This is a genomic window from Mycolicibacterium sp. XJ2546 (genome assembly GCF_053483195.1).
On sequence record NZ_JBEFRW010000008.1, the window covers coordinates 26,726 to 46,951 of the forward strand.

Below are 20,226 nucleotides of genomic sequence, written 5' to 3' on the forward strand. Positions count from 1 at the left end.
TTCCTGATCACGGTGACGGGGGAGTGGCTGGCAGCGGTGCCGGCGCGGGAGCCGGCGGCGGCGCCTCGGGAAGCCCGGGATACAAGGGCGTTCCGTCGGCCGCGTACCACGGAGCGCCGTATGGCGGCCCGCCCGGGTCCGGCGGGGGCGGGCCGGGCGCGGGGCCGGGCATGCACCTGCCGACGTGCGGTGGCTCGGGAATGGCGCGCGTGACGGGGAAGTAGTCCACCGAGCAGAGCTGTCCAATGCCGGGGTTGGGACGCCAGTCCAGGCCAGTGCCATACCCGGTGTCGGTGACGAGCTGACGGACCGGGAAGTTCTCGGCGACATCGGGCAGCGAACCGCAACTCGGCTTGCCCCCGGGTCCGCCTTTAGCTGCCACCTTGGGGAGGTTCTTCGGATAGGTGTACAAGTCATCGCCGACCGAGATACCGGCATCCAGGAGGGCGGTGCGGCCGTTCCCTCCGAACCACTCGCCCGCGACGTCGAGGTACACCTTTGCTCCCTTGACGGTGCAGGTGAGCGTGGGGTTGTACTTCAGCAGCAGAGCAGTCGTTGGCTCGAGAACATTGACGGCGTCCACGATGGTGTCCTTGCTGCCGGCCAGCAGGTGAATGCCGCTGTTGGAGAAACCCGAGATGTTGAGCAGCAGCGCGTCCAGGTCCTTGGCGTTGTCGGTGATCGTGGCGCTGGTGGTGGCGGCCGCGTCGAGGGTGGCCATGATGTTTTGGGCGGCGGCGCCGTAGGCGTCGCTGAATCCTTTAAACGAGCGCCAGTTTTCTTTGACAGCGTCCATGCGTGGATTGACCGCCTGCAGAACCTGAAGGGCGTCGGTGGTCGCTTCGCCCATCTTTTCGCCTTTGCCGCGGACGCCCTCGGACAAGGCGGTGAGCACGGAATTGAGTTTGGCCACATCAACTTGGTCGAGGATGCCGACCAGGCTGTCGAAGACCGTGTTGACTTCTGTGCCCACGTTGCGGGACTGCAGTACCGCCCCGGCCGTCAGCCGTGCTCGACTCGGATGATCGGGGACTATGAGATCGACGTACTTGGCGCCGAAGGCCGTAGTGGCCTTGATCTCTGCCTGCACATTCGCCGGAATCATGTCGACTTGGTCAGGAATGATCTCCAGTTCGAGACCGACCGGCCGCCGCCCACCGGCGACGCCGGCGACGCGGCCCACTTCGACGCCGCGCATCTTGACTTTCGCGCCGGTCTCCATGACCAGACCCGTGCGATCCGACGTCAACGTGACCGGCAGGTAGTCCCGGAACGCACCGGCGAATGATGCCAAGCAGGCCGCGACCAGCGCAGTGATCGTCGCGAAAAGCGCTGCAGTCCAGCATAAGAAATGGATCCTTCGGTCCTTTTGCTCCTGGTTCATCGCGCTACCCCGACAGGTGGAAGTTGCCGGACTGCCCGTAGATGGCCAGTGACACGAACAGGACGACCAACACTGCCGAGATCATGGATGTGCGCACCGCACGGCCGACCGCTTCGCCGACCCCCGCCGGTCCGCCGGACGCGTTGAAACCGTAGTACGTGTGCACCAGCATGATGACGATCGCCATCAGCACTGCCTGGAAGAACGACCAGATGATGTCGACGGGATTGAGGAACGTGTTGAAGTAGTGGTCATACACGCCGCTGGACTGTCCGTACACCACGGTGGTGCCCAAGCGGGCCGCCGTGAAGGCCGTGATCATGGCGACGCAGTACAAAGGCATCACGACGATGACCCCAGCGATGACGCGGTTAGAGGCCAGGTATGCGATGGCGTGAACGCCCATCACTTCGAGGGCATCGATCTCTTCGTTGATTCGCATGGCACCGAGTTGGGCAGTGGCCCCGGCGCCGATGGTCGCCGCCAGCGCGATACCGGCGATGACCGGTGCGATGAGTCGGACGTTGAAGAACGCTGATGCGAACCCGGTGAGGGCTTCGACACCGACGTTGGCGAACTGGTTGTAGCCCTGTACTGCGACGAGCGCACCCGTCGACAACGTAAGGAATCCGACAATCACCACGGTTCCACCGATGATGGCCAGTGCGCCTGTGCCGAGGCTCATTTGGGCGATGAGCCGGACCGTCTCCGTCTTGTAGTGGACGAGCGCGTCGCGGATCGCGCTGATGGTGCGGAAATAGAACTGAGCCTGAGCGCCGATCCGGACGAGGCCACTGATCTGGCTGTCGAACGCTCTCTGCAGGCGCGGATGGAGGCTGCTGGGCATAGCGGTGCTCATAGGGTCACCTTCACTCCGACGGCGGTGGCGATGATGTTGATGGCGAACAGCGCAACGAATGTGTAGACGACCGTCTCGTTGACGGCGTTACCGACGCCTGCTGGCCCGCCGCCCACGGAAATCCCTTTGTGACAGGCAATTAGCCCTGCAGCGAGTCCGAAGAGCGTCGACTTGATCAACGAGATCGTCACGTCCGGCGCCTTGGTGATCACCGTGAGACCCCCGATGAACGAACCCGGCGTGACGTGCTGGATGAACACGGAGAAGACGAAGCTACCGATCAGCCCGACGAGGATCACCACCGATGACAACAACGTGGCCACGGCGGTGGCTGCCAACACCCGCGGCACCACCAGAGCCTGAACCGGATTGACGCCCATCACGCGCAGCGCGTCGAGCTCCTCGCGGATGGTGCGCGCTCCGAGGTCAGCGCACATCGCCGTGGCCCCCGCACCAGACACGACCAACACCGTCACGACAGGTCCGATCTGGGTGACCGTTCCGTACGCGGCACCGGTGCCCGAGTAGTCGGCAGCACCGAATTCGACCAACAAGATGTTGAACGTAAAGATCATCAACACCGTGAAGGGGATAGCCAGCATGAGCGTCGGCAAAAGCGAGACGCGAGCGATAAACCAGGATTGCAGCAAGAACTCGCGCCACGCGAAAGGCCGCTTGGGCAGTAGCACCAGTACGTCGAGCGCCATGGCGAAGAATCCGCCCAAGGCGCGCACCGGCTTGGCAGACTTGGCCGAAGATACCTGGGCCAGCCGAGTAGGTAGACGGGTTCCTTTGAGGACCGAGCGAACCCCCGCCGGCGACTCGACCCCAGCAGGGTCACTGACGCCGTGCATCGTCACCCCGCAGTGTCCGTCGGTGTTGACGTGCGCCCGCGCCGGCAGGCGTTTCCCCGGAGTGGCCTGCCGCCGACCTGAACGACGACTCGCCAGAGAGCGCGACCCTTCGGATCGGTCCTGCATCAGTCGGTTGGCTGATGTTCGTGATGATGATCTCCTCACGCGAGATAGCGCTGTAGCCGTGGCTTTTGATTGAGTCCAGCACAGACGGGCGGGTCGAACTGACAATCGTTGGGTCGCTTGCCGTCGCTGCGGCGTGGCATCCAATCAGCCGGCTGCTCTCCTTTGCTTCGGTTGTGCGAGCGTCCCGGCGCGCGCCCGCTATGGCGTCGCTGCGCCCCACCGAGGCCGCGACTGTGACTCAGGCCACTGAGTCGAGTAAACCTTACCCATATAGATAAAAATGGTCAATCACAAACCATGAGGCATTAGGTTTCTGGGGTGAAGCCAAATCGAAAGGCGTTGCCGGAGTGGGTGGCATCCGTACGGTTACCATCAATCACCGCTGGGAACGACCTTCCGAAGGGAGTGCGGGACTGATGGGTCACCCTGCAGGACCTGTCGACCTGGGCAGCCCAACTGGCCGCCATGTCCGGTGACCTGAGCGCAACCATCAGATAGGAGGTCCGAGATGCTCGCGACGTGTCGGTCTGTGTTGACGAGGAAGCGAATCACGATCGTCGGGGTGGCCCTTTTTGCGGGTGGTCTCTTCACTGCGGTGCCGGCTGCTCACGCTGATCAACCTGACGATCGGTGTTCGCCGAGTGAGTCGATTCTCTGCTACTTCTTTCCGATCGCTCCCAACCTCGAGGGCGACATCGATATGACCAAAGACCAGCCGCCGGTCGACCCCTCGCTGCCAGATCTCCCGCAGGCGAGTCTGGCCGAACTTTGCGTGAACAAATGCATGTGACATGCCATGCGGTGGCAGTCGGCCAGAACATCACCGTGTTCATAGGCATGGGCGGCTCGCAGAACCGTTGGCAGTACGACGATCTCCTTCTGGATCATCCCGGGCAGCTTCTCTCCATATTGGCAGGCGCGTGCTCCAGTTCCACGGCGGGCTGTTCGTTGGTGCAGTGAACCACTCCCGCGCCGATGCGCGGGTACATATTGTGTCGACATGGAACAGAAACCGCCGACCGCGGTCATCGAATCCGCCCACCGGCAACAATTCATCGACCTGCCTTTCGGCGACACCGCAGACTTCGACGACGCCGACCGCGGATTCCTTGCGGCGCTGAGCCCCTGCGTGATCAAGGCGGCCGACGGCACCGTCGTGTGGGACAACGACGCCTATGCATTTCTGGGCGGTGACGCGCCGACGTCGGTGCATCCCAGCCTGTGGCGGCAAAGCCAACTGTGCGCCAAACAAGGGCTGTATGAGGTCGTCGAGGGTATCTACCAGGTCCGCGGATTCGACCTGTCCAACATCAGCTTCATCGAGGGCGACACCGGCGTCATCGTCATCGACCCGTTGATCAGCACCGAAACCGCGGCCGCCGCGCTGGCACTGTATCGGGAGCACCGCGGAAATCGTGCCGTCAGCGCTGTTATTTATACCCACAGCCACGTCGACCACTTCGGCGGCGTGCTCGGCGTCACCACCCAGGCCGACGTCGACGCCGGCAAGGTCGCGGTCATCGCGCCCGAACACTTCACCGAACACGCCGTGCAGGAAAACGTCTACGCCGGAACGGCGATGGCGCGGCGCGCCACCTACATGTACGGCACCCAACTGCCGATCGGCGTTCAAGGCCAGGTCGGATGCGGACTGGGCCAACGCACTTCGACCGGTGAGGTGGCGCTGATCGTGCCGACCGTCGACATCACCCGCACTGGCGAGACCCACACCGTCGACGGCGTCGAGATCGAGTTCCAGATGGCGCCCGGCACCGAGGCGCCCGCCGAGATGCACTTCTACTTCCCGCGCTACCGCGCGCTGTGCATGGCCGAGAACGCCACCCACAATCTGCACAATCTGTTGACCTTGCGAGGGGCGCTGGTGCGCGACCCGCACGTGTGGGCCGGCTATCTCACCGAGGCGATCGACGCCTTCGCCGACCGCACCGACGTGGTGTTCGCGTCGCACCACTGGCCGACGTGGGGACACGACCGCATCGTGGAATACCTTTCGGTACAACGCGATCTGTACGCCTACCTGCACGATCAGACGCTGCGGCTGATCAACCAGGGCCACACCGGCGTCGAGATCGCCGAGCAGTTCCAGCTGCCGCCCGCGCTGCACAAGGCCTGGCACACCCACGGCTACTACGGTTCGGTCAGCCACAACGTCAAGGCCGTCTACCAGCGCTACATGGGCTGGTTCGACGGCAACCCCGGCCGGCTGTGGCCGCATCCGCCCGAGACGATCGGACCTCGCTACGTCGAGGCGATGGGCGGTGTCGACCGCGTCGTCGAACTCGCCACGGCCGCCTTCGATGACGGTGACTACCGCTGGGCAGCAACGCTTCTTGATCACATTATGTTCACCGACGAGAACCACCGCGACGCCCGCTCGCTGTACGCGGACACGCTGGAACAGTTGGCCTACGGCGCGGAGAACGCCGTGTGGCGCAACTTCTTTCTGTCCGGCGCCACCGAGCTTCGCGACGGTAACTTCGGCACCGCCACCCAACCGACCTCCCCGACCCTGTTGGGGCAGCTGACGCCCGAGCAGATCTTCGACAGCCTTGCGCTCAATGTAAACGGTCCTCGCGCGTGGGATCTCGATATCGCCATCGACGTGACGTTCCTCGACGCCGGCACGAACTACCGGTTGACGTTGCGCAACGGGGTGCTGGTGCACCGCGAGGTACCTGCTGATCCGGCCACCGCGCAGGCCACCGTCGCGCTCGCCAACAAGCTGCGGCTGCTGGCACTTGCCGTCGGCGACAACGACTCCCCGGGTCTGGAGGTGACGGGCGACACCGCGGCGCTGGAATCGCTGATCGCCGCGGTGGACCGGCCCGACCCGGCGTTCGACATCGTCACGCCCTAAGGAATGCCGCCGTCGACGCGGATGATCGAGCCCGACGTGTAGCTCGACGCGTCGGACATCAAAAACAAAGCGGCGCCGATGATTTCGGGCGGGTTGCCGAGTCGCTTCAACGCGAAGTGCTGTGCCCCCTTGGTCGTCGCGGGGATGTCCCAGGCCTTGCTGATGTCGGTGAGGAACGGGCCCGGCATCAACGTGTTGACTCGCACCGTCGGTCCATAGGCCAGCGCGAGACCCTCGGTCAGCGCGTTGAGCCCGGCTTTGGCGGCCGAATACGGCAATTGCGCCGGCTGCGGACGGCGTGACCCGCTGGAGCTGACGTTGATGATCGACCCGCCGCCGTCGGCAACCATCCGCTCGCCGACCAGAGCGGACAGCCGGAACGGGCCCTTCAGGTTGAGGTTGAGCACCGAGTCGAACAGTTTCTCGGTGACCGAGGTCAGCGATTCGTACAGCGGTGACATGCCCGCGTTGTTGATCAGCACGTCGACCTTGCCGAACTGCTCATAGGACGCGTCGACCAACCCGTCGAGCTCGTCCCAGCGCCCGATGTGCACCTGATACGGGAACGCCTTGCGCCCCGTTGCCTCGGCGATCTCCGACGCGGTGGCCACACACGAGTCGTACTTGCGGCTGGCGATGACGACGTCGGCGCCGCACTGCGCGGCGGCGAAGGCCATTTCGCGGCCGAGGCCCCGGCTGCCGCCGGTGACCAACACCACCCGATCGGTCAAATCGAAAAGTTCGTCGGCAAATCCCTTGTCGGACCCCATCGCTCTATGGTGTCACGGTGCAGTTGCTACTCATCCGGCATGCGTTGCCGCATCGCAGTGAGCCGGGCCAGGGTTCGGACCCCGACCTGTCCGAAGACGGCGTCAAGCAGGCGGCGCGGCTACCCGATGCGCTCGCGCGGTTCCCGATCACCCGGCTGATCAGCAGCCCGCAGCGCCGCGCGCACCAAACCGCGCAACCGGTCGCTGACGCGCTGGGGCTGCCCATCGAGATCGATGCGCGGCTGGCCGAATATGACCGGGACCTGGCCCACTACATCCCGATCGAGCAGATCGCCGCTGAGTTCCCCGAGGAGCTGGCCCGGCTGGCCAGCGGACACCTGCCCAGCAGCGTGGACGAGGGCGCGTTCCTGGACCGCGTCAACGAGGCCGTCCGCGACGTGGTGGCCGCGGGCAACCACGAGGACACCGTCGCGGTGTTCAGCCACGGTGGCGTGATCAACGGGCTGCTGCACACCATCCTGCGCACCGAGAAGGTGCTGTGCGTCAACGTCGACTACGCGGGCGTCACCCGGCTGCTGTCCTCGCGCGAGGGCCCGCTGTACGTGGCCTCGGTCAACGGCACCGAACACGTATGGGATCTGCTGCCGCGGAATCTTCGGTGGTGAGCGCTTGCGCGAACCGCCCATCCAGGCAGGTGGTAGACAAAGGCGGTGACTACACCGTCCCGGGAGGGGCTCGACCTGCAGGCCCTCGACCGCCATCTTCGTTCGGTCGGCATACCGCGCGCCGGTGAGCTGCGCGCCGAGTTGATCGCCGGCGGCCGCTCCAACCTGACGTTTCTGGTGCGCGACGACGCGTCGCAGTGGGTGCTGCGACGGCCGCCGCTGCACGGACTGACCCCGTCGGCGCACGATATGGCCCGCGAGTACCGCGTGGTCGCCGCGCTGGCCGACACCCCGGTTCCGGTGGCGCGTGCGGTGACGATGCGCAACGACGACGCCGTGTCCGGCGCACCGTTTCAGATGGTGGAGTACGTCTCCGGCCGGGTGGTGCGTTACGCCGACGAACTCGAGCAGCTCGGCGACCAGGCCGCGATCAGCGACTGCGTCGATGCGCTGATCAAGGTGCTCGCCGACCTGCACTCAGTGGACCCCGAGGCGGTCGGGCTCGGCGATTTCGGCAAGCCCAGCGGATATCTCGAACGCCAGGTGCGGCGCTGGGGCGGCCAGTGGAAACTCGTGCGCCGCGACGACGACCCGTGCGACGCCGACGTCAAACGTCTGCACGATGCCCTGGCCGGGGCGATTCCGCCGCAGAGCCGCAGCTCGATCGTGCACGGCGACTACCGCATCGACAACACGATGCTCGACGCCGACGACGCCACGACGGTGCTGGCCGTGCTGGACTGGGAGATGTCCACGCTCGGCGACCCGCTCAGCGACGCGGCGCTGATGTGCGTGTACCGCCACCCGATGTTCAACGTCATCCACGCCCGCTCGGCGTGGGCGTCACCGCTGATGCCCGAGGTCGACGACCTCGCCAACCGCTATGCGGTGGCCTCCGGCCAGTCCCTGGACAATTGGGATTTCTACATGGCGCTGGGCTGCTTCAAGGTGGCGATCATCGCCGCGGGCATCGCCTACCGGGCCCGCATGGGCGGCGGCGTCGCCGACGACACCGACCGGGTGGACCAGGCGGTGGGCCCGCTGATCGCCGAGGGCCTCAAGACGCTGGCCTAAGCGCGGCGGGTTGCCACAGCCATTCCGCGAAACGTACGTTAGCGCGGCCGCCTCTCACACTTTTCCGCGTTAACGTACATCTCGCGAACGTGTCGGTGTGCGGATGCAATATTCGCGCGTGGAAGACGTCCTTCTGGGCAGCGAAGCACTCGCCAAAGGCAAGCTCGCTGGGGAAACGCCAGAACTAGCTGCGGGAGCCTAGGTTTTTCTTGGCGGCGCGGCGCAACTGCACCATGCGCGCGGTGCCGATCGCGACGGTCAACAGCCCGCCGCACACCGCGGCCAACAGGATCGCCACGCCCACAGGCAGATTCCACTCCCATGCGAAAAAGTGGATCGTGGTCGTGTCGGTGTTCTGCATGATGAATACCAGCAGCACGATCAGGATCACGAACCCGGTGATCAACGCCGCCCACAACGCCGCGGCCCGGGTGAACTTCACCGCGGACTCCGGGTGCACGAGGTACTCACCGGCGGTGCCCGTAGCTTCTGCCGGAGTTCCCCGCGAGGGCTCCTGGGCAGGGTCGGGTAACGGCCGCTGCGCGGGATCGCTGGTCATGACTCCATCTTCACCCTTTCCCGCGGCGAATGAAACCACCAGTCGATAGTGTCGGCCGAACGATTACGCCGAAAGGACCCGAGAGGATTTGGGCATGCGCAACGTCGGCAGGTGGAGGGTGGCCGTCCTGGCGTTGCTGTTCGGGCTGGTAAGCACCACGGCCGCGTGCGGCAGCTCCAACCCGCTCGGCGGGGGAACCGTCTCCGGTGACCTCAAGACGATCATCGTCGGCTCCGCGGACTTCACCGAAAGCAAGATCCTCGCCGAAATCTACGCTCAAGCCTTGGAGGCCAACGGCTTCACGGTGTCACGCCAGTTCGGCATCGGCAGCCGCGAAACCTACGTACCCGCCGTCCGGGACCACTCCATCGACCTGATCCCCGAATACACCGGTAACCTGCTGAACTACTTCGAGCCCACGTCGACGGTGACGAAACCCGACGCGATCGTCCTGGCCCTGTTGCGGGTGTTGCCCGGCGACCTGTCGATGCTGCCGCCGTCCCAGGCCGAGGACAAAGACACCGTCGCCGTCACCCGCGAAACCGCCGAGAAGTGGAACCTCACCACCATCGGCGATCTGGCCCCGCACGCTGCCGAGGTCAAGTTCGGCGGGCCGTCGGAATTCCTTGACCGCGCCGAGGGCCTGCCCGGGCTCAAGAAGAACTACGGGCTCGACATCCCGCCGGGCAACTTCGTCTCGATCAACGACGGCGGCGGCCCGGCCACCGTGCGCGCGCTGGTCGACGGCACCGTCACCGCCGCCAACATCTTCAGCACGTCACCGGCGATCCCGCAGCACGACTTGGTGGTCCTCGAGGACCCGAAGAACAACTTCCCGGCCGCCAACGTCATGCCGTTGGTCAGCTCGCAGAAGAAGTCCGACGAGCTCAAGACGGTGCTGGATGCGATCTCGGCCAAGCTGACCACCGAAGCACTGATCGAGATGAACAGCGCGGTCACCGGAAACACCGGCGTCGACCCCGACGAAGCGGCCCGAAAGTGGGTTCAGGACAACGGCTTCGACAAGCCGGTGAGCGGATGATCGTCTTCGACCACATCACCAAGAAATATCCCGACGGCACCCTCGCCGTCGACGAGCTCACTCTGGAGGTGCCCACGGGCACGCTCGCGGTCTTCGTCGGGCCGTCGGGCTGCGGTAAGACCACCTCGATGCGGATGATCAACCGGATGATCGAGCCGACCTCGGGCACACTCACCGTCAACGGCGACGACGTTGCCGCCGTCGACCCCGTGAAGCTGCGCCTTGGCATCGGCTACGTCATCCAGAGCGCCGGCTTGATGCCGCACCAACGCGTCGTCGACAACGTCGCGACGGTGCCGGTACTCAAAGGCGAAACCCGCCGCGCCGCACGCAAAGCCGCGCTGGACGTCCTCGAACGCGTCGGGCTGGACCCCGCGCTGGCCAACCGCTACCCCGCCCAACTGTCCGGCGGCCAACAACAACGCGTCGGGGTGGCGCGGGCGCTGGCCGCCGACCCGCCGATCCTGTTGATGGACGAACCGTTCAGCGCCGTGGATCCCGTGGTCCGAGAGGAGCTGCAAACTGAAATCCTGCGGCTGCAAAGCGAGTTGCACAAAACCATCGTGTTCGTCACCCACGATATCGACGAGGCCATCAAGATCGGGGAGAAGATCGCGGTGTTCGGCCGCGGCGGCGTGCTGCACCAGTACGACGCGCCCGCGCGGCTGCTGTCCAATCCTGCCAACGACTTCGTCGCCGGGTTCATCGGCACCGACCGCGGTTACCGTGCCCTGCAGTTCCGGCACTCCAGCGGCCTTCCGCTGCACGACATCCGCTCCGTTGGCGAAGCCGACATCGATGCGCTCACCCTCGGCCCGACCGACTGGGTGCTGGTGACCAAAGACGACGGAACCCCGTATGCGTGGATCGACGCCGACGGGGTCGAACTGCACCGCAACGGCAGCCCGCTCTACGACAGCACCACCGCCGGCGGATCGCTGTTCACCCCCGAGGATTCGCTGCGCCAGGCGCTCGACGCCGCGTTGTCGGCACCCTCGGGCATCGGAGTAGCCGTCGACGCCGACGGTAAGCCGCTCGGCGGTGTGCTGGCCGCCGATGTGCTTGCCGCGCTCCAACAGCAGAGGGGTAGCTGATCCACTACCTGCTGACGCACCTCGACACCGCGTGGGAGCTGACGATCATCCACGTGCGGCTGTCGCTGATCCCGATCGTGTTGGGGTTGTTGATCGCCGTACCGCTGGGCGCGGTGGTGCAGCGGACCACCTATCTGCGGCGGCTGACGACCGTCACGGCGAGCATCATCTTCACCATCCCGTCACTGGCGTTGTTCGTGGTGCTGCCGTTGGTCATTCCGACCCGGATCCTCGACGAGGCCAACGTCATCGTCGCGCTGACCCTCTACACGTTCGCGCTGCTGGTGCGCGCGGTGCCAGAAGCCCTGGACGCCGTACCCGACGCGGTGCGTGACGCTGCCACCGCGGTCGGCTACCGGCCGCTGATCCGGATGCTCAAAGTCGAACTGCCACTGTCGGTTCCAGTGCTCATCGCCAGCCTTCGCGTCATCGCGGTCACCAACATCTCGATGGTGTCGGTCGGCTCGGTGATCGGCATAGGCGGCCTGGGCACCTGGTTCACCGAGGGCTACCAGGCCAACAAGAGCGACCAGATCGTCGCGGGCATCATCGCGATCTTCGTGCTGGCGGTCATCGTCGACACCCTGATCATGCTCGCGGGCCGGGCATTGACGCCTTGGACACGTGCGTCGCGCACCACGCGCATCAGCCGCGCCGACCGCATCAAGGCGGTCGCCGGATGAGCCCGATGACCTTCCTTACCGACGCGCTGGCATACATCTTCACCGCCGCCAACTGGGGCGGGTCGGCGGGACTGGCCGCGCGCATCTTCGAGCACGTGGAGTACACGGTGCTCGCGGTGTTCTTCTCCGCGCTGATCGCCGTGCCGGTCGGGATGCTCATCGGCCACACCGGGCGGGGCACGTTCGTCATCGTCACCGGGGTCAACGCGCTGCGGGCCTTGCCGACGCTAGGTGTGTTGCTGCTCGGGGTGCTGCTGTGGGGGCTCGGGTTGGTGCCGCCGACCGTCGCGCTGATGCTGCTGGGCATCCCGCCGCTGCTGGCCGGCACCTACGCCGGCATCGCCAACGTCGACGCCGCGGTCGTCGACGCCGCCCGCTCGATGGGCATGACCGAACGCCAGGTGCTGCTGCGCGTCGAGGTGCCCAACGCGCTGCCGCTGATCCTCGGCGGGCTGCGCACCGCCACGCTGCAGGTCGTGGCGACCGCGACCGTCGCCGCCTACGCCAGCCTCGGCGGCCTGGGCCGCTACCTCATCGACGGCATCAAAATCCGGCAATTCCACATCGCGTTGGTGGGCGCGTTGATGGTCACCGCGCTGGCGCTGATCCTCGACGCCGCGCTCGCGTTCGCGGTTTGGGCGTCGGTGCCCGGTTCCGGGCGGCTGCAGAAACTGCGCCGCATGCCGCAGCCCTTTCTCGGCGACGAGGTCACGCTCGAATCCCGTCAGCGCACGCCCGCCCACGACACCGCGACCGGCCCGTCGGAGCCGCGGTACGGACGAGGGGACCCGTCGCTTACCGTAGAGGGGTGAGCGATGCAGGCGGTTCCGACGCAGCCCAGAGCGCATGGCCGGCGATTCTGACATGGCAGTCGCACGATGTGGCCCGCATGGAATCGGTCAGGGTGCAGCTGTCCGGCAACCGGATCAAGGCCTACGGCCGCATCGTCGCCGCCGCGACGCCGTCGCACCCGGCGTTCTCAGCCTCCTACAACCTGATCACCGACGAGGCGGGAGCCACCAAGCGGCTGTCGCTGACCGTCACCCTCGCCGAGCGTGAACGCCAGCTGTCGATCGCCCGCGACGAGGAGAACATGTGGCTGGTGCAGGACCACACCGGGCAGACGACCCGCGCGGCCTTCGATGGCGCACTCGACGTCGACGTGATCTTCAGCCCGTTCTTCAACGCGCTACCGATCCGCCGCAGCGGCCTGCACCAGCGCTCGGACTCCGTGTCTTGTCCGGTGGTGTACGTGCGGCTGCCGGAGGTCTCGGTGGACGCCGAAGTCATCAGCTACTCCAGCGCCGCCGACGGGATCAAACTGCACACGCCGGTCGCCGACACCACGATCACCGTCGACGCCGAGGGCTTTCCCCTCGACTATCCCGGGTTGGCAACGCGGATCTGATCACCCCGCCCGCGCGGCCCGCGGCGGCCAGTTCCTCACGCCAGCCTTGCTCTCCGATGGCGATCGTGACGATCTCCGGCCGGTCGAAGCTGTCGTAGCGCACGCGCGCGGCGTGCCCCGCGTCGACCAGATCGCTCAACGGCTGGTTCGCCGCCAGCGCGTCGCGCGCATGGCTGAGCAGCCCCAGCGTGCGCTCCAGCACCGGCACCAGTTGATCGGCGTTGGCCTCACACATCGCCCGCACCAGTTCCGGCGCGGTGGCCGCCACCCGGGTGCCGTCCCGAAACGATCCTGCCGCCAGCGCGAACGCCAGTGGCGCCTCGCCCGCGGTGACGGCCAGCGCCTCGGCGAGTAGGTGCGGGAGGTGTGAGATGGTGGCCGCGGCGGCGTCGTGTTCGTCGGAGCGGGCCGGGACGACGAAAGCGCCGCAGTCCAGCGCCAGCGCCATCACCTCGGCCCAGACGTCGGTTCGGACATGGTCGTCGACGCTGAGCACCCACGGCGCGTCGGCGAACAGGCGGGCGTCGCCCGCGGCCCAACCGGACTGCGCGGTCCCTGCCATCGGATGGCCGCCGACGAAGCGGTCCAGCAGCCCGAACGAGCGGACTTCTTCCAGCACAGCACTTTTCACGCTGGTGACGTCGGTCAGCGGGCACTCGGGGGCGGCGTCGCGGACATGCCCAAGCATCAGCGGCAGTGCCGGCACCGGAACGGCCAGTACGATCAGCGCGTTGCGGTCAGCCGCGCGGGACAGCGCGGCATCGATGTCGTCGGTGGCGTCGTAGCCGTCGGCCTTGGCGGCCTGGACGGAATCCAGTGAGCGGTTGTAGCCGAAGACCTCCCGGTCGGCAGCCGCGGCGGCGCGCATCACCGAACCGCCGATCAGTCCCAGGCCGACCACGCAAACGGGCGTCTTCGTCACCCGTCAAGGTTGGCACATCTTCTGGCATCGGCCGATGTCAGGCTCCGTGCGGTTCCTGGTAAATGGCCTGGTCGGCGACTACCGTAAGCCGACATGGGAGCACAGCGTGCGCCGGCACGAGAGCAGGCCGATATGCCGGACGGCTTCGGCGTTGCGGTCGTGCGCGAGGACGGTAAGTGGCGTTGCGCGCCGATGCGTCGTACGGCTTTGACCAGTTTAACCGCAGCCGAGACCGAGCTGCGCGAAATACGCAGTGCCGGAGCGGTGTTCGGGCTGCTGGATATTGATGACGAGTTTTTTGTCATCGTCCGCCCCGCCCCATCGCGAACGAGGCTGCTGCTGTCGGACGCCACCGCGGCGCTCGACTACGACATCGCCGCCGAGGTGCTCGAGGAACTCGACGCCGACATCGGCCCGGAGGACCTCGACGAAGCCGAGCCCTTCGAGGAGGGCGACCTCGGTCTGCTGTCCGACGTCGGGCTGCCCGATGCGGTGCTCGGGGTGATCCTCGACGAGACCGATCTGTACGCCGACGAGCAGCTGGGCCGCATCGCGCGCGAGATGGGTTTCGCCGACGAGCTCTCGAAGGTGCTCGAGCGCCTTGGCCGATAGGCGATTTGTGTGCGTTTTGTTGCGCACACCGCTCGTGAACGCACACAAATCGTGAAGACGGACGAGGAGCTCATCCGCGACGCGCTGGCGGCGGCGCGCGGTGCCGGCCCCCGCGACGTGCCGATCGGCGCGGTGATCGTCGCGGCCGACGGCACCGAGTTGGCGCGGGCGGCCAACGCGCGTGAAGCGCTGGGTGATCCCACCGCGCACGCCGAGATCGTAGCGATGCGGGCCGCAGCGACCGCGCTGGGCGACGGCTGGCGGCTGGCGGGCACCACGCTGGCGGTCACCGTCGAACCCTGCACGATGTGCGCGGGAGCGCTGGTCATGGCGCGGGTGTCGCGGCTGGTGTTCGGGGCGTGGGAGCCCAAGACCGGGGCGGTGGGCTCACTGTGGGATGTGGTGCGGGACCGACGGTTGACGCACCGGCCGCAGGTGCGCGCAGGTGTGTTGGCCGACGAATGCGCGGCTCCGCTGGAGCAGTTCTTCGCCCGACAGCGATGAGCGCTTGCGCGAAGACCCGACGGCACGAGTTGGAATAGGAGGGCGGGCGCCCGGTAAGCTGCCACACGGTGGCGTGTCCGAGCGGCCTAAGGAGCACGCCTCGAAAGCGTGTGACGGGTAACCCCCGTCCGAGGGTTCAAATCCCTCCGCCACCGCCAAATTCTTCCCAACCGCGCCGAGCGCACGCTTTATTGACGTGAACGCCGGGAAACAGCGTGAACAACCGTACTTTCGGCGTGCGGCGGATCCGAGCGCTATTGTCTGAACCGTCACTAAAGAAGGGTCAGGACGGCCACGGTGACCAACGTGGGAGGCCTGGTTACTGATGCGTGCGCTTTACGACCCCGAGTCGACGGGCGGGAACGTGGTGTCGAAAGGCGGCAGTAGCCGGCCGTTCGCGGTGCTTCTCGTCGAAGACGACCGGGCCGACGCGGTGTTGGTCGAGGAGCTGGTGCGCGACGCCAACGCGACCATTGAACTGACCTGGGCCAAAACGATCGAACAGGCCGAGCAGGAACTGGCCGTGGCCCGGCCCGACTGCGTGCTGCTGGATTTGAACCTGCCCGACGCCGAGGGCATCAAGGCGCTGGACCGCATCACCAAGCGCGACGTCACGCTGCCGATCGTCGTGCTGACCGGCCTGCACGACGAACACTTCGGCGTATCCGCGCTGGCCGCCGGCGCCCAGGACTACCTGGTCAAAGGTCGGGTCGAACCCGAGGCGCTACACCGCGCGCTGCTCTACGCGATCGAACGGAAACGCGCCGAACTGACCGCCGTCGAACTGCACGCCAGTGAGTTGCGCGCCGAGGAAAACGCCCGCCTGGAACGGGGCCTGCTGCCGTCTCCGCTGCTGTCGGACGACCCCGGTGTCGACATCGTCGCCGAGTACCGGCCCAGCCGTCAGCACGCCCTGCTCGGCGGCGACTTCTACGACTTCATCCAGACCCCCGACCGCACCGTGCACGTCATGGTCGGCGACGTGGCCGGTCACGGCGCCGACGAGGCCGCGCTTGGTGTGGCGCTGCGGATCGGCTGGCGCGCGCTGACGTTCGCCGGCCTGCGCGGCAACAAACGGATGCGGGAACTCGAACGGATTCTGAGCACCGAACGGCCCGGCTCCAGCATCTTTGCCACCGTGCTGTCCGTCGCGATGGAACCGCGCGGGCTGGGGTTCGACGTGGTGTCGGCCGGCCACCCCGGCATGTTGCTGCACGGTCCGGACACCGTGGAGTGGCTCCAACCCGAATGTGGACCCGCGCTGGGCCTCAACGGCTACGAATGGCCGTTGAACCGCTTCGAACTGCCGCCCGGCTTCGGTCTCGTGCTGCTCACCGACGGCCTGTTCGAAGGCCGCTCCGGACGCGGCAGGGAGCGCATCGGTGAGGAGGGCCTGCTCACGCTGGCGCGGGGTTACGCCCACCTGCCGCCCGCCGAGTTCGTCAACGCGCTGATCGACGACGTCGAACGGCGTGCGCAATCCGTCGGCGGTATCAGCGACGACATCGCGGTCGTGCGGGTCGCGCGAACGGCGACGGAATGAGATGGCAGCCGACCGTTCAGGGCTGGCAGAACCTGGTGCTCACGATCATGGGCATCGTCGTGCTCGCCGGTGCGATCGGCGTCGTGCTGTTACTGGACCGAACTGACGAGGCCGAGCGGCGGCTGACCGAAGAGATCCAGCCCGCCCGCATCGCGGCCTACCAGCTGCAGGCCGCGTTGCGTGATCAGGAGACCGCGGTTCGCGGATACGCGATCGCCGCCGACCCGCTGTTCCTCGAGCCGTACTACGCCGGCCGGAATGTCGAACACACTGCGGAACAAGAGATCCGGAACTATCTGGGCAGCCGGGCCGAACTGCTCGCCGACCTCGACGCCGTCGAGCAGGCCGCGGCGACGTGGCGGTCGTCCTACGTGGAGCCGCTGCTCAACAGCGTGCAACCGGGTACCCCGGACGTGCCCGACACCCTGTTGACCGAGCGCGGCAAGGCGCAGTTCGACGCGCTGCGGGGGTTGTTCGAGGTACAGAACCAAAACCTGTCGCAGACGCGGCAGGAAGCCGTGGACCGAATCGTCCAGATGCAGACGTGGCGTGACGCCATCCTGGTCGTGTTGGCGGTGGCCATCTTTTTGACCACGATCGTGCTGGCGCTGCTGGTTCGGGCGGCGGTCACCCGCCCGCTGGACGGGCTCGCGCGTTCGTGTCGGGTGATCACCGACGGCAACTTCGACGAGAAGATCGTGCCGCGTGGGCCCAGGGACATCCGCGCCATCGCCGCCGACGTCGAGGACATGCGTCAGCGGATCATCACCGAACTCGACACCACCCGGTCGGCCCAGGTGCAACTGGCCGAACAGGCCCTCGACCTACAGCGCTCCAACGCCGAGCTCGAGCAGTTCGCCTACGTCGCGTCACACGATCTGCAGGAGCCGCTGCGCAAGGTGGCCGCCTTCTGTCAGCTGCTGGAAAAGCGGTACGGCGACCAGCTCGATGAACGGGGGCAGGAATACATCCAGTTCGCCGTGGACGGCGCAAAACGGATGCAGGTCTTGATCAACGATCTGCTGACGTTCTCCCGGGTGGGTCGGCTCAACGCCACGACCGACGAAGTCGATCTGGACGATATGTTGGACACCGCGCTCGGCAACCTGTCCACCGTCATTGAGGAGACCGGCGCCCAGATCGAGCGTCGGGGACAGCCCCTGCCGCGCATGATGGGCGACCCGACCTTGCTCACGATGCTGTGGCAGAACCTGATCGGCAACGCGGTCAAGTTCCACCGCGAAGGGCTCACCCCCCGCATCGTCGTCGAATGCGAAGAGGGCGCAAACGAACATGACGGTGCGTGGCTGATCACGGTGACCGACAACGGGATCGGTATTCCAGAAGAATTCGCCGACAAGGTGTTCGTGATCTTCCAACGTTTGCATGGCCGCGACGTCTACACCGGAACGGGTATCGGCCTGGCATTGTGCAAGAAGATCGTGGAGCACCACGGGGGCAGCATCTGGATCGACAGCTCCTTCACCGGCGGAACGAGGTTTCGCTTCACCATCCCCATCGCTGTCGACGAACCCGTCGCAGCCACATCGGAAGGATCCACCCAATGACGGAAGGCCGCGCCATCGACGTGCTGCTCATCGAGGACGATCCGGGCGACGAACTGATCACCCGAGAAGCGTTCGAACACAACAAAATCAAGAACAACCTGCACGTCGCCCGCGACGGCGAAGAAGGGCTGGACTTCCTCTACCGGCGCGGCGCCTACCAGGACGCACCGCGCCCGGACCTGATCCTGCTGGACCTGAACCTGCCCAAATACGACGGGCGCCAACTGCTGGAGACCATCAAGTCCGACGCCGATCTCAGCCACATCCCGGTCGTCATCCTGACCACGTCGGCGGCGGACGAGGACATCCTGCGCAGCTATAAGCTGCACGCCAACGCCTACGTGACCAAGCCCGTCGACCTCGACCAGTTCATGACCGCGGTGCGCCAGATCGACGAGTTCTTCGTTCAGGTGGTGCGGCTGCCGGGCCGCTGAGCCTCGTCGGCGACGCTGTCCAGTGCGAAGGTGATGCGCACGGTGGTCCCGGCCGACGTGCGCTGGAGGTCCACGTCCTCGCTGATCGCCGCCATGATCGGCAGGCCCCGTCCGCGGGTGGTGGGCTGAGTGGGTGGGGTGCGCCAGGTGCCGAAGTCGGCGACGCAGATCGCAATGCACCCGCCCTCGGATGCCGGCTGAACCGACGCCTCGATCTCGATCAAGCCGGGCTCGCCGTCGCGGTAGGCGTGTTCGATGCAGTTGGTGCAGGCCTCGTTGACGGCGAGCACGATATCGGCGGCGACGACGCCTGAGACGCCGAGCGATTCGAGCCAGGCGGACAATCGGAGACGGATCTCGCCCAGCTGATCCGCTGTTGCCGGCACCTCGAAGCGAAGTGGATCCGGCAGCCGGCGCTGCGCATCGATACCCACGCCCGTCGTTGTACCCGCATTGGACCGATAACTCACGTAGGCCACGCGCCTAGGCGGAACTCCTTTTAGAACGGCACGCTGTAGTCGGAGGTCCACGCACCGCCGATGCAGCTGAGCGGCACCCCGTCGGGTGACTGCGCGACGCCGTTGTCCTGACCGCACGGCAGCCGAATGGGCCGGACCCCCACCAACGGCGGCGACGCGATCCAGGTGCGTTCGGCACTGCAGGCCAGCGTGTTGCCCGCAGCATCGAGGCCGAAGTTGTACCGGGTGTTCGCAACACAGGGCTCGCCTTCGGCGGCGGTGTGGTCGACGTAGGGGACACAACCGGCGCCGTCGCAAATTTGGGGTAACGCCGGTGCGGTCGCCGCGGTCATCAACGGTGCCGACACGAACCCGCACGCCATCGCCACTGCAGCTATCAGCCTCATGTCCTTAGCGTATGTGCAGGACAGAGTCCGCGGGAACGGAATAGGCTGACAACCCATGAAGCTCGCCATTACCGCCATCGCAACCGCGGGAGCCGCCGCCGCGGTGGTCGTCGCCCCGACCGCCAACGCCGACACCGTCGCCTACCTCGTCAACGTGCACGTGCGTCCGGGCTACAACTTCCCCAACGCCGAGGCCGCCATCGGCTACGGCAACAGCATCTGCGACCGGGTCGCGAACAAGATGGGCTACGGGGAGCTCGTCGAACAGGTCAAGGCCGACTTCCACACCACGGACTACTACCAGGGCGCCTACCTGATCAACCAGGCGGTCAACGAACTGTGTCCCGCGCAGGTCTGGCAGCTGCGGCAGTCCGCGGCCGGCTACACGCTGCCGCCCGCCTGAGCCGGATAGCACAACGGC

General features: G+C 66.3%; 23 protein-coding genes and 1 tRNA gene. 16 read left to right on the plus strand and 8 right to left on the minus strand.

Annotated features, from left to right (window positions below; all coding sequences use genetic code 11):
• Nucleotides 1-7 precede the first annotated feature (7 nt).
• Genes ABQE44_RS14785 through ABQE44_RS14795 form a run of 3 tightly spaced genes read right to left on the minus strand, consistent with a single transcriptional unit; the run spans nt 8 to nt 2,950 of the window.
• Nucleotides 8-1,384, minus strand: a complete 1,377-nt coding sequence (locus ABQE44_RS14785; RefSeq protein WP_069407171.1) for an MCE family protein — start codon at nt 1,382-1,384, stop codon at nt 8-10.
• 4 nt (nt 1,385-1,388) lie between these two features.
• Nucleotides 1,389-2,243 (minus strand): ABC transporter permease, encoded by an 855-nt coding sequence (locus ABQE44_RS14790; protein ID WP_069407172.1) that lies wholly within the window; start codon nt 2,241-2,243, stop codon nt 1,389-1,391.
• Nucleotides 2,240-2,950, minus strand: a complete 711-nt coding sequence (locus ABQE44_RS14795) for an MlaE family ABC transporter permease (protein WP_069407174.1) — start codon at nt 2,948-2,950, stop codon at nt 2,240-2,242. Before ABQE44_RS14795 ends, ABQE44_RS14790 begins: the two co-directional genes overlap by 4 nt.
• A gap of 835 nt (nt 2,951-3,785) precedes the next feature.
• Here ABQE44_RS14795 and ABQE44_RS14800 point away from each other — a divergent pair.
• Nucleotides 3,786-4,013 (plus strand): fibronectin-binding protein, encoded by a 228-nt coding sequence (locus ABQE44_RS14800; RefSeq protein WP_131815154.1) that lies wholly within the window; start codon nt 3,786-3,788, stop codon nt 4,011-4,013.
• A gap of 210 nt (nt 4,014-4,223) precedes the next feature.
• Nucleotides 4,224-6,101: an alkyl/aryl-sulfatase gene (locus ABQE44_RS14805; protein ID WP_448430581.1), complete on the plus strand. Its 1,878-nt coding sequence runs from the start codon at nt 4,224-4,226 to the stop codon at nt 6,099-6,101.
• Here ABQE44_RS14805 and ABQE44_RS14810 read toward each other — a convergent pair.
• Nucleotides 6,098-6,871, minus strand: coding sequence for an SDR family NAD(P)-dependent oxidoreductase (locus ABQE44_RS14810; RefSeq protein WP_448430583.1), 774 nt, complete (start codon nt 6,869-6,871; stop codon nt 6,098-6,100). The genes ABQE44_RS14805 and ABQE44_RS14810 overlap by 4 nt on opposite strands.
• 17 nt (nt 6,872-6,888) lie before the next feature.
• Between ABQE44_RS14810 and ABQE44_RS14815 the strand changes: the two genes are divergently transcribed.
• Both ABQE44_RS14815 and ABQE44_RS14820 read left to right on the plus strand, forming a co-directional pair.
• Nucleotides 6,889-7,497 (plus strand): histidine phosphatase family protein, encoded by a 609-nt coding sequence (locus tag ABQE44_RS14815; protein WP_448430585.1) that lies wholly within the window; start codon nt 6,889-6,891, stop codon nt 7,495-7,497.
• Nucleotides 7,498-7,542: 45 nt separating this feature from the next.
• A complete protein-coding gene (locus tag ABQE44_RS14820; protein ID WP_448430587.1) occupies nt 7,543-8,571 on the plus strand; it encodes a phosphotransferase family protein in 1,029 nt (342 codons plus the stop codon).
• 184 nt (nt 8,572-8,755) lie between these two features.
• On the opposite strand, the gene ABQE44_RS14825 is transcribed toward ABQE44_RS14820, so the two are convergent.
• Nucleotides 8,756-9,130 (minus strand): LapA family protein, encoded by a 375-nt coding sequence (locus ABQE44_RS14825; protein ID WP_448430589.1) that lies wholly within the window; start codon nt 9,128-9,130, stop codon nt 8,756-8,758.
• 94 nt (nt 9,131-9,224) lie between these two features.
• Here ABQE44_RS14825 and ABQE44_RS14830 point away from each other — a divergent pair, with 94 nt between their 5' ends.
• The 5 genes from ABQE44_RS14830 to ABQE44_RS14850 are packed head-to-tail and all read left to right on the plus strand — an operon-like array spanning nt 9,225 to nt 13,357.
• Entirely contained in the window at nt 9,225-10,172 is a 948-nt protein-coding gene (locus ABQE44_RS14830; RefSeq protein WP_448430591.1) for an ABC transporter substrate-binding protein, read from the plus strand.
• Entirely contained in the window at nt 10,169-11,266 is a 1,098-nt protein-coding gene (locus ABQE44_RS14835) for an ABC transporter ATP-binding protein (protein WP_448430593.1), read from the plus strand. Before ABQE44_RS14830 ends, ABQE44_RS14835 begins: the two co-directional genes overlap by 4 nt.
• Entirely contained in the window at nt 11,266-11,949 is a 684-nt protein-coding gene (locus ABQE44_RS14840) for an ABC transporter permease (RefSeq protein ID WP_448392032.1), read from the plus strand. The genes ABQE44_RS14835 and ABQE44_RS14840 overlap by 1 nt, the downstream gene beginning before the upstream one ends.
• Before the next feature lie 5 nt (nt 11,950-11,954).
• On the plus strand, nt 11,955-12,761 hold the full coding sequence (locus ABQE44_RS14845) for an ABC transporter permease (RefSeq protein WP_448392033.1): 807 nt from the start codon (nt 11,955-11,957) through the stop codon (nt 12,759-12,761).
• Complete coding sequence (locus ABQE44_RS14850) at nt 12,758-13,357, plus strand: putative glycolipid-binding domain-containing protein (protein ID WP_448430595.1); 600 nt, start codon at nt 12,758-12,760, stop codon at nt 13,355-13,357. The genes ABQE44_RS14845 and ABQE44_RS14850 overlap by 4 nt, the downstream gene beginning before the upstream one ends.
• On the opposite strand, the gene ABQE44_RS14855 is transcribed toward ABQE44_RS14850, so the two are convergent.
• Nucleotides 13,299-14,279, minus strand: coding sequence for a prephenate dehydrogenase (locus ABQE44_RS14855; RefSeq protein ID WP_448391817.1), 981 nt, complete (start codon nt 14,277-14,279; stop codon nt 13,299-13,301). The two genes, ABQE44_RS14850 and ABQE44_RS14855, sit on opposite strands and share 59 nt — an antisense overlap.
• A 93-nt stretch (nt 14,280-14,372) precedes the next feature.
• Here ABQE44_RS14855 and ABQE44_RS14860 point away from each other — a divergent pair, with 93 nt between their 5' ends.
• The 6 genes from ABQE44_RS14860 to ABQE44_RS14885 all read left to right on the plus strand — a co-directional run bounded on the left by ABQE44_RS14860 (nt 14,373) and on the right by ABQE44_RS14885 (nt 18,940).
• Complete coding sequence (locus ABQE44_RS14860) at nt 14,373-14,891, plus strand: tRNA adenosine deaminase-associated protein (protein ID WP_448430597.1); 519 nt, start codon at nt 14,373-14,375, stop codon at nt 14,889-14,891.
• Nucleotides 14,892-14,942: 51 nt separating this feature from the next.
• Entirely contained in the window at nt 14,943-15,395 is a 453-nt protein-coding gene (locus tag ABQE44_RS14865; protein ID WP_448391819.1) for a nucleoside deaminase, read from the plus strand.
• Between the two features lie 67 nt (nt 15,396-15,462).
• Nucleotides 15,463-15,553 (plus strand) — tRNA-Ser (locus ABQE44_RS14870).
• Nucleotides 15,554-15,720: 167 nt separating this feature from the next.
• Nucleotides 15,721-16,938, plus strand: coding sequence for a PP2C family protein-serine/threonine phosphatase (locus ABQE44_RS14875; RefSeq protein ID WP_448391820.1), 1,218 nt, complete (start codon nt 15,721-15,723; stop codon nt 16,936-16,938).
• Nucleotides 16,935-18,506: a sensor histidine kinase gene (locus ABQE44_RS14880; protein WP_448430599.1), complete on the plus strand. Its 1,572-nt coding sequence runs from the start codon at nt 16,935-16,937 to the stop codon at nt 18,504-18,506. Before ABQE44_RS14875 ends, ABQE44_RS14880 begins: the two co-directional genes overlap by 4 nt.
• Nucleotides 18,503-18,940 (plus strand): response regulator, encoded by a 438-nt coding sequence (locus ABQE44_RS14885; RefSeq protein ID WP_448391822.1) that lies wholly within the window; start codon nt 18,503-18,505, stop codon nt 18,938-18,940. The genes ABQE44_RS14880 and ABQE44_RS14885 overlap by 4 nt, the downstream gene beginning before the upstream one ends.
• Here the strand turns inward: ABQE44_RS14885 and ABQE44_RS14890 are convergent.
• Both ABQE44_RS14890 and ABQE44_RS14895 read right to left on the minus strand, forming a co-directional pair.
• Entirely contained in the window at nt 18,913-19,374 is a 462-nt protein-coding gene (locus ABQE44_RS14890; RefSeq protein ID WP_448391823.1) for an ATP-binding protein, read from the minus strand. The two genes, ABQE44_RS14885 and ABQE44_RS14890, sit on opposite strands and share 28 nt — an antisense overlap.
• 65 nt (nt 19,375-19,439) lie before the next feature.
• On the minus strand, nt 19,440-19,805 hold the full coding sequence (locus ABQE44_RS14895) for a hypothetical protein (RefSeq protein ID WP_448391824.1): 366 nt from the start codon (nt 19,803-19,805) through the stop codon (nt 19,440-19,442).
• Between the two features lie 55 nt (nt 19,806-19,860).
• Between ABQE44_RS14895 and ABQE44_RS14900 the strand changes: the two genes are divergently transcribed.
• Nucleotides 19,861-20,208, plus strand: a complete 348-nt coding sequence (locus tag ABQE44_RS14900) for a DUF732 domain-containing protein (protein WP_448391825.1) — start codon at nt 19,861-19,863, stop codon at nt 20,206-20,208.
• The last annotated feature ends 18 nt before the right edge of the window (nt 20,209-20,226 follow it).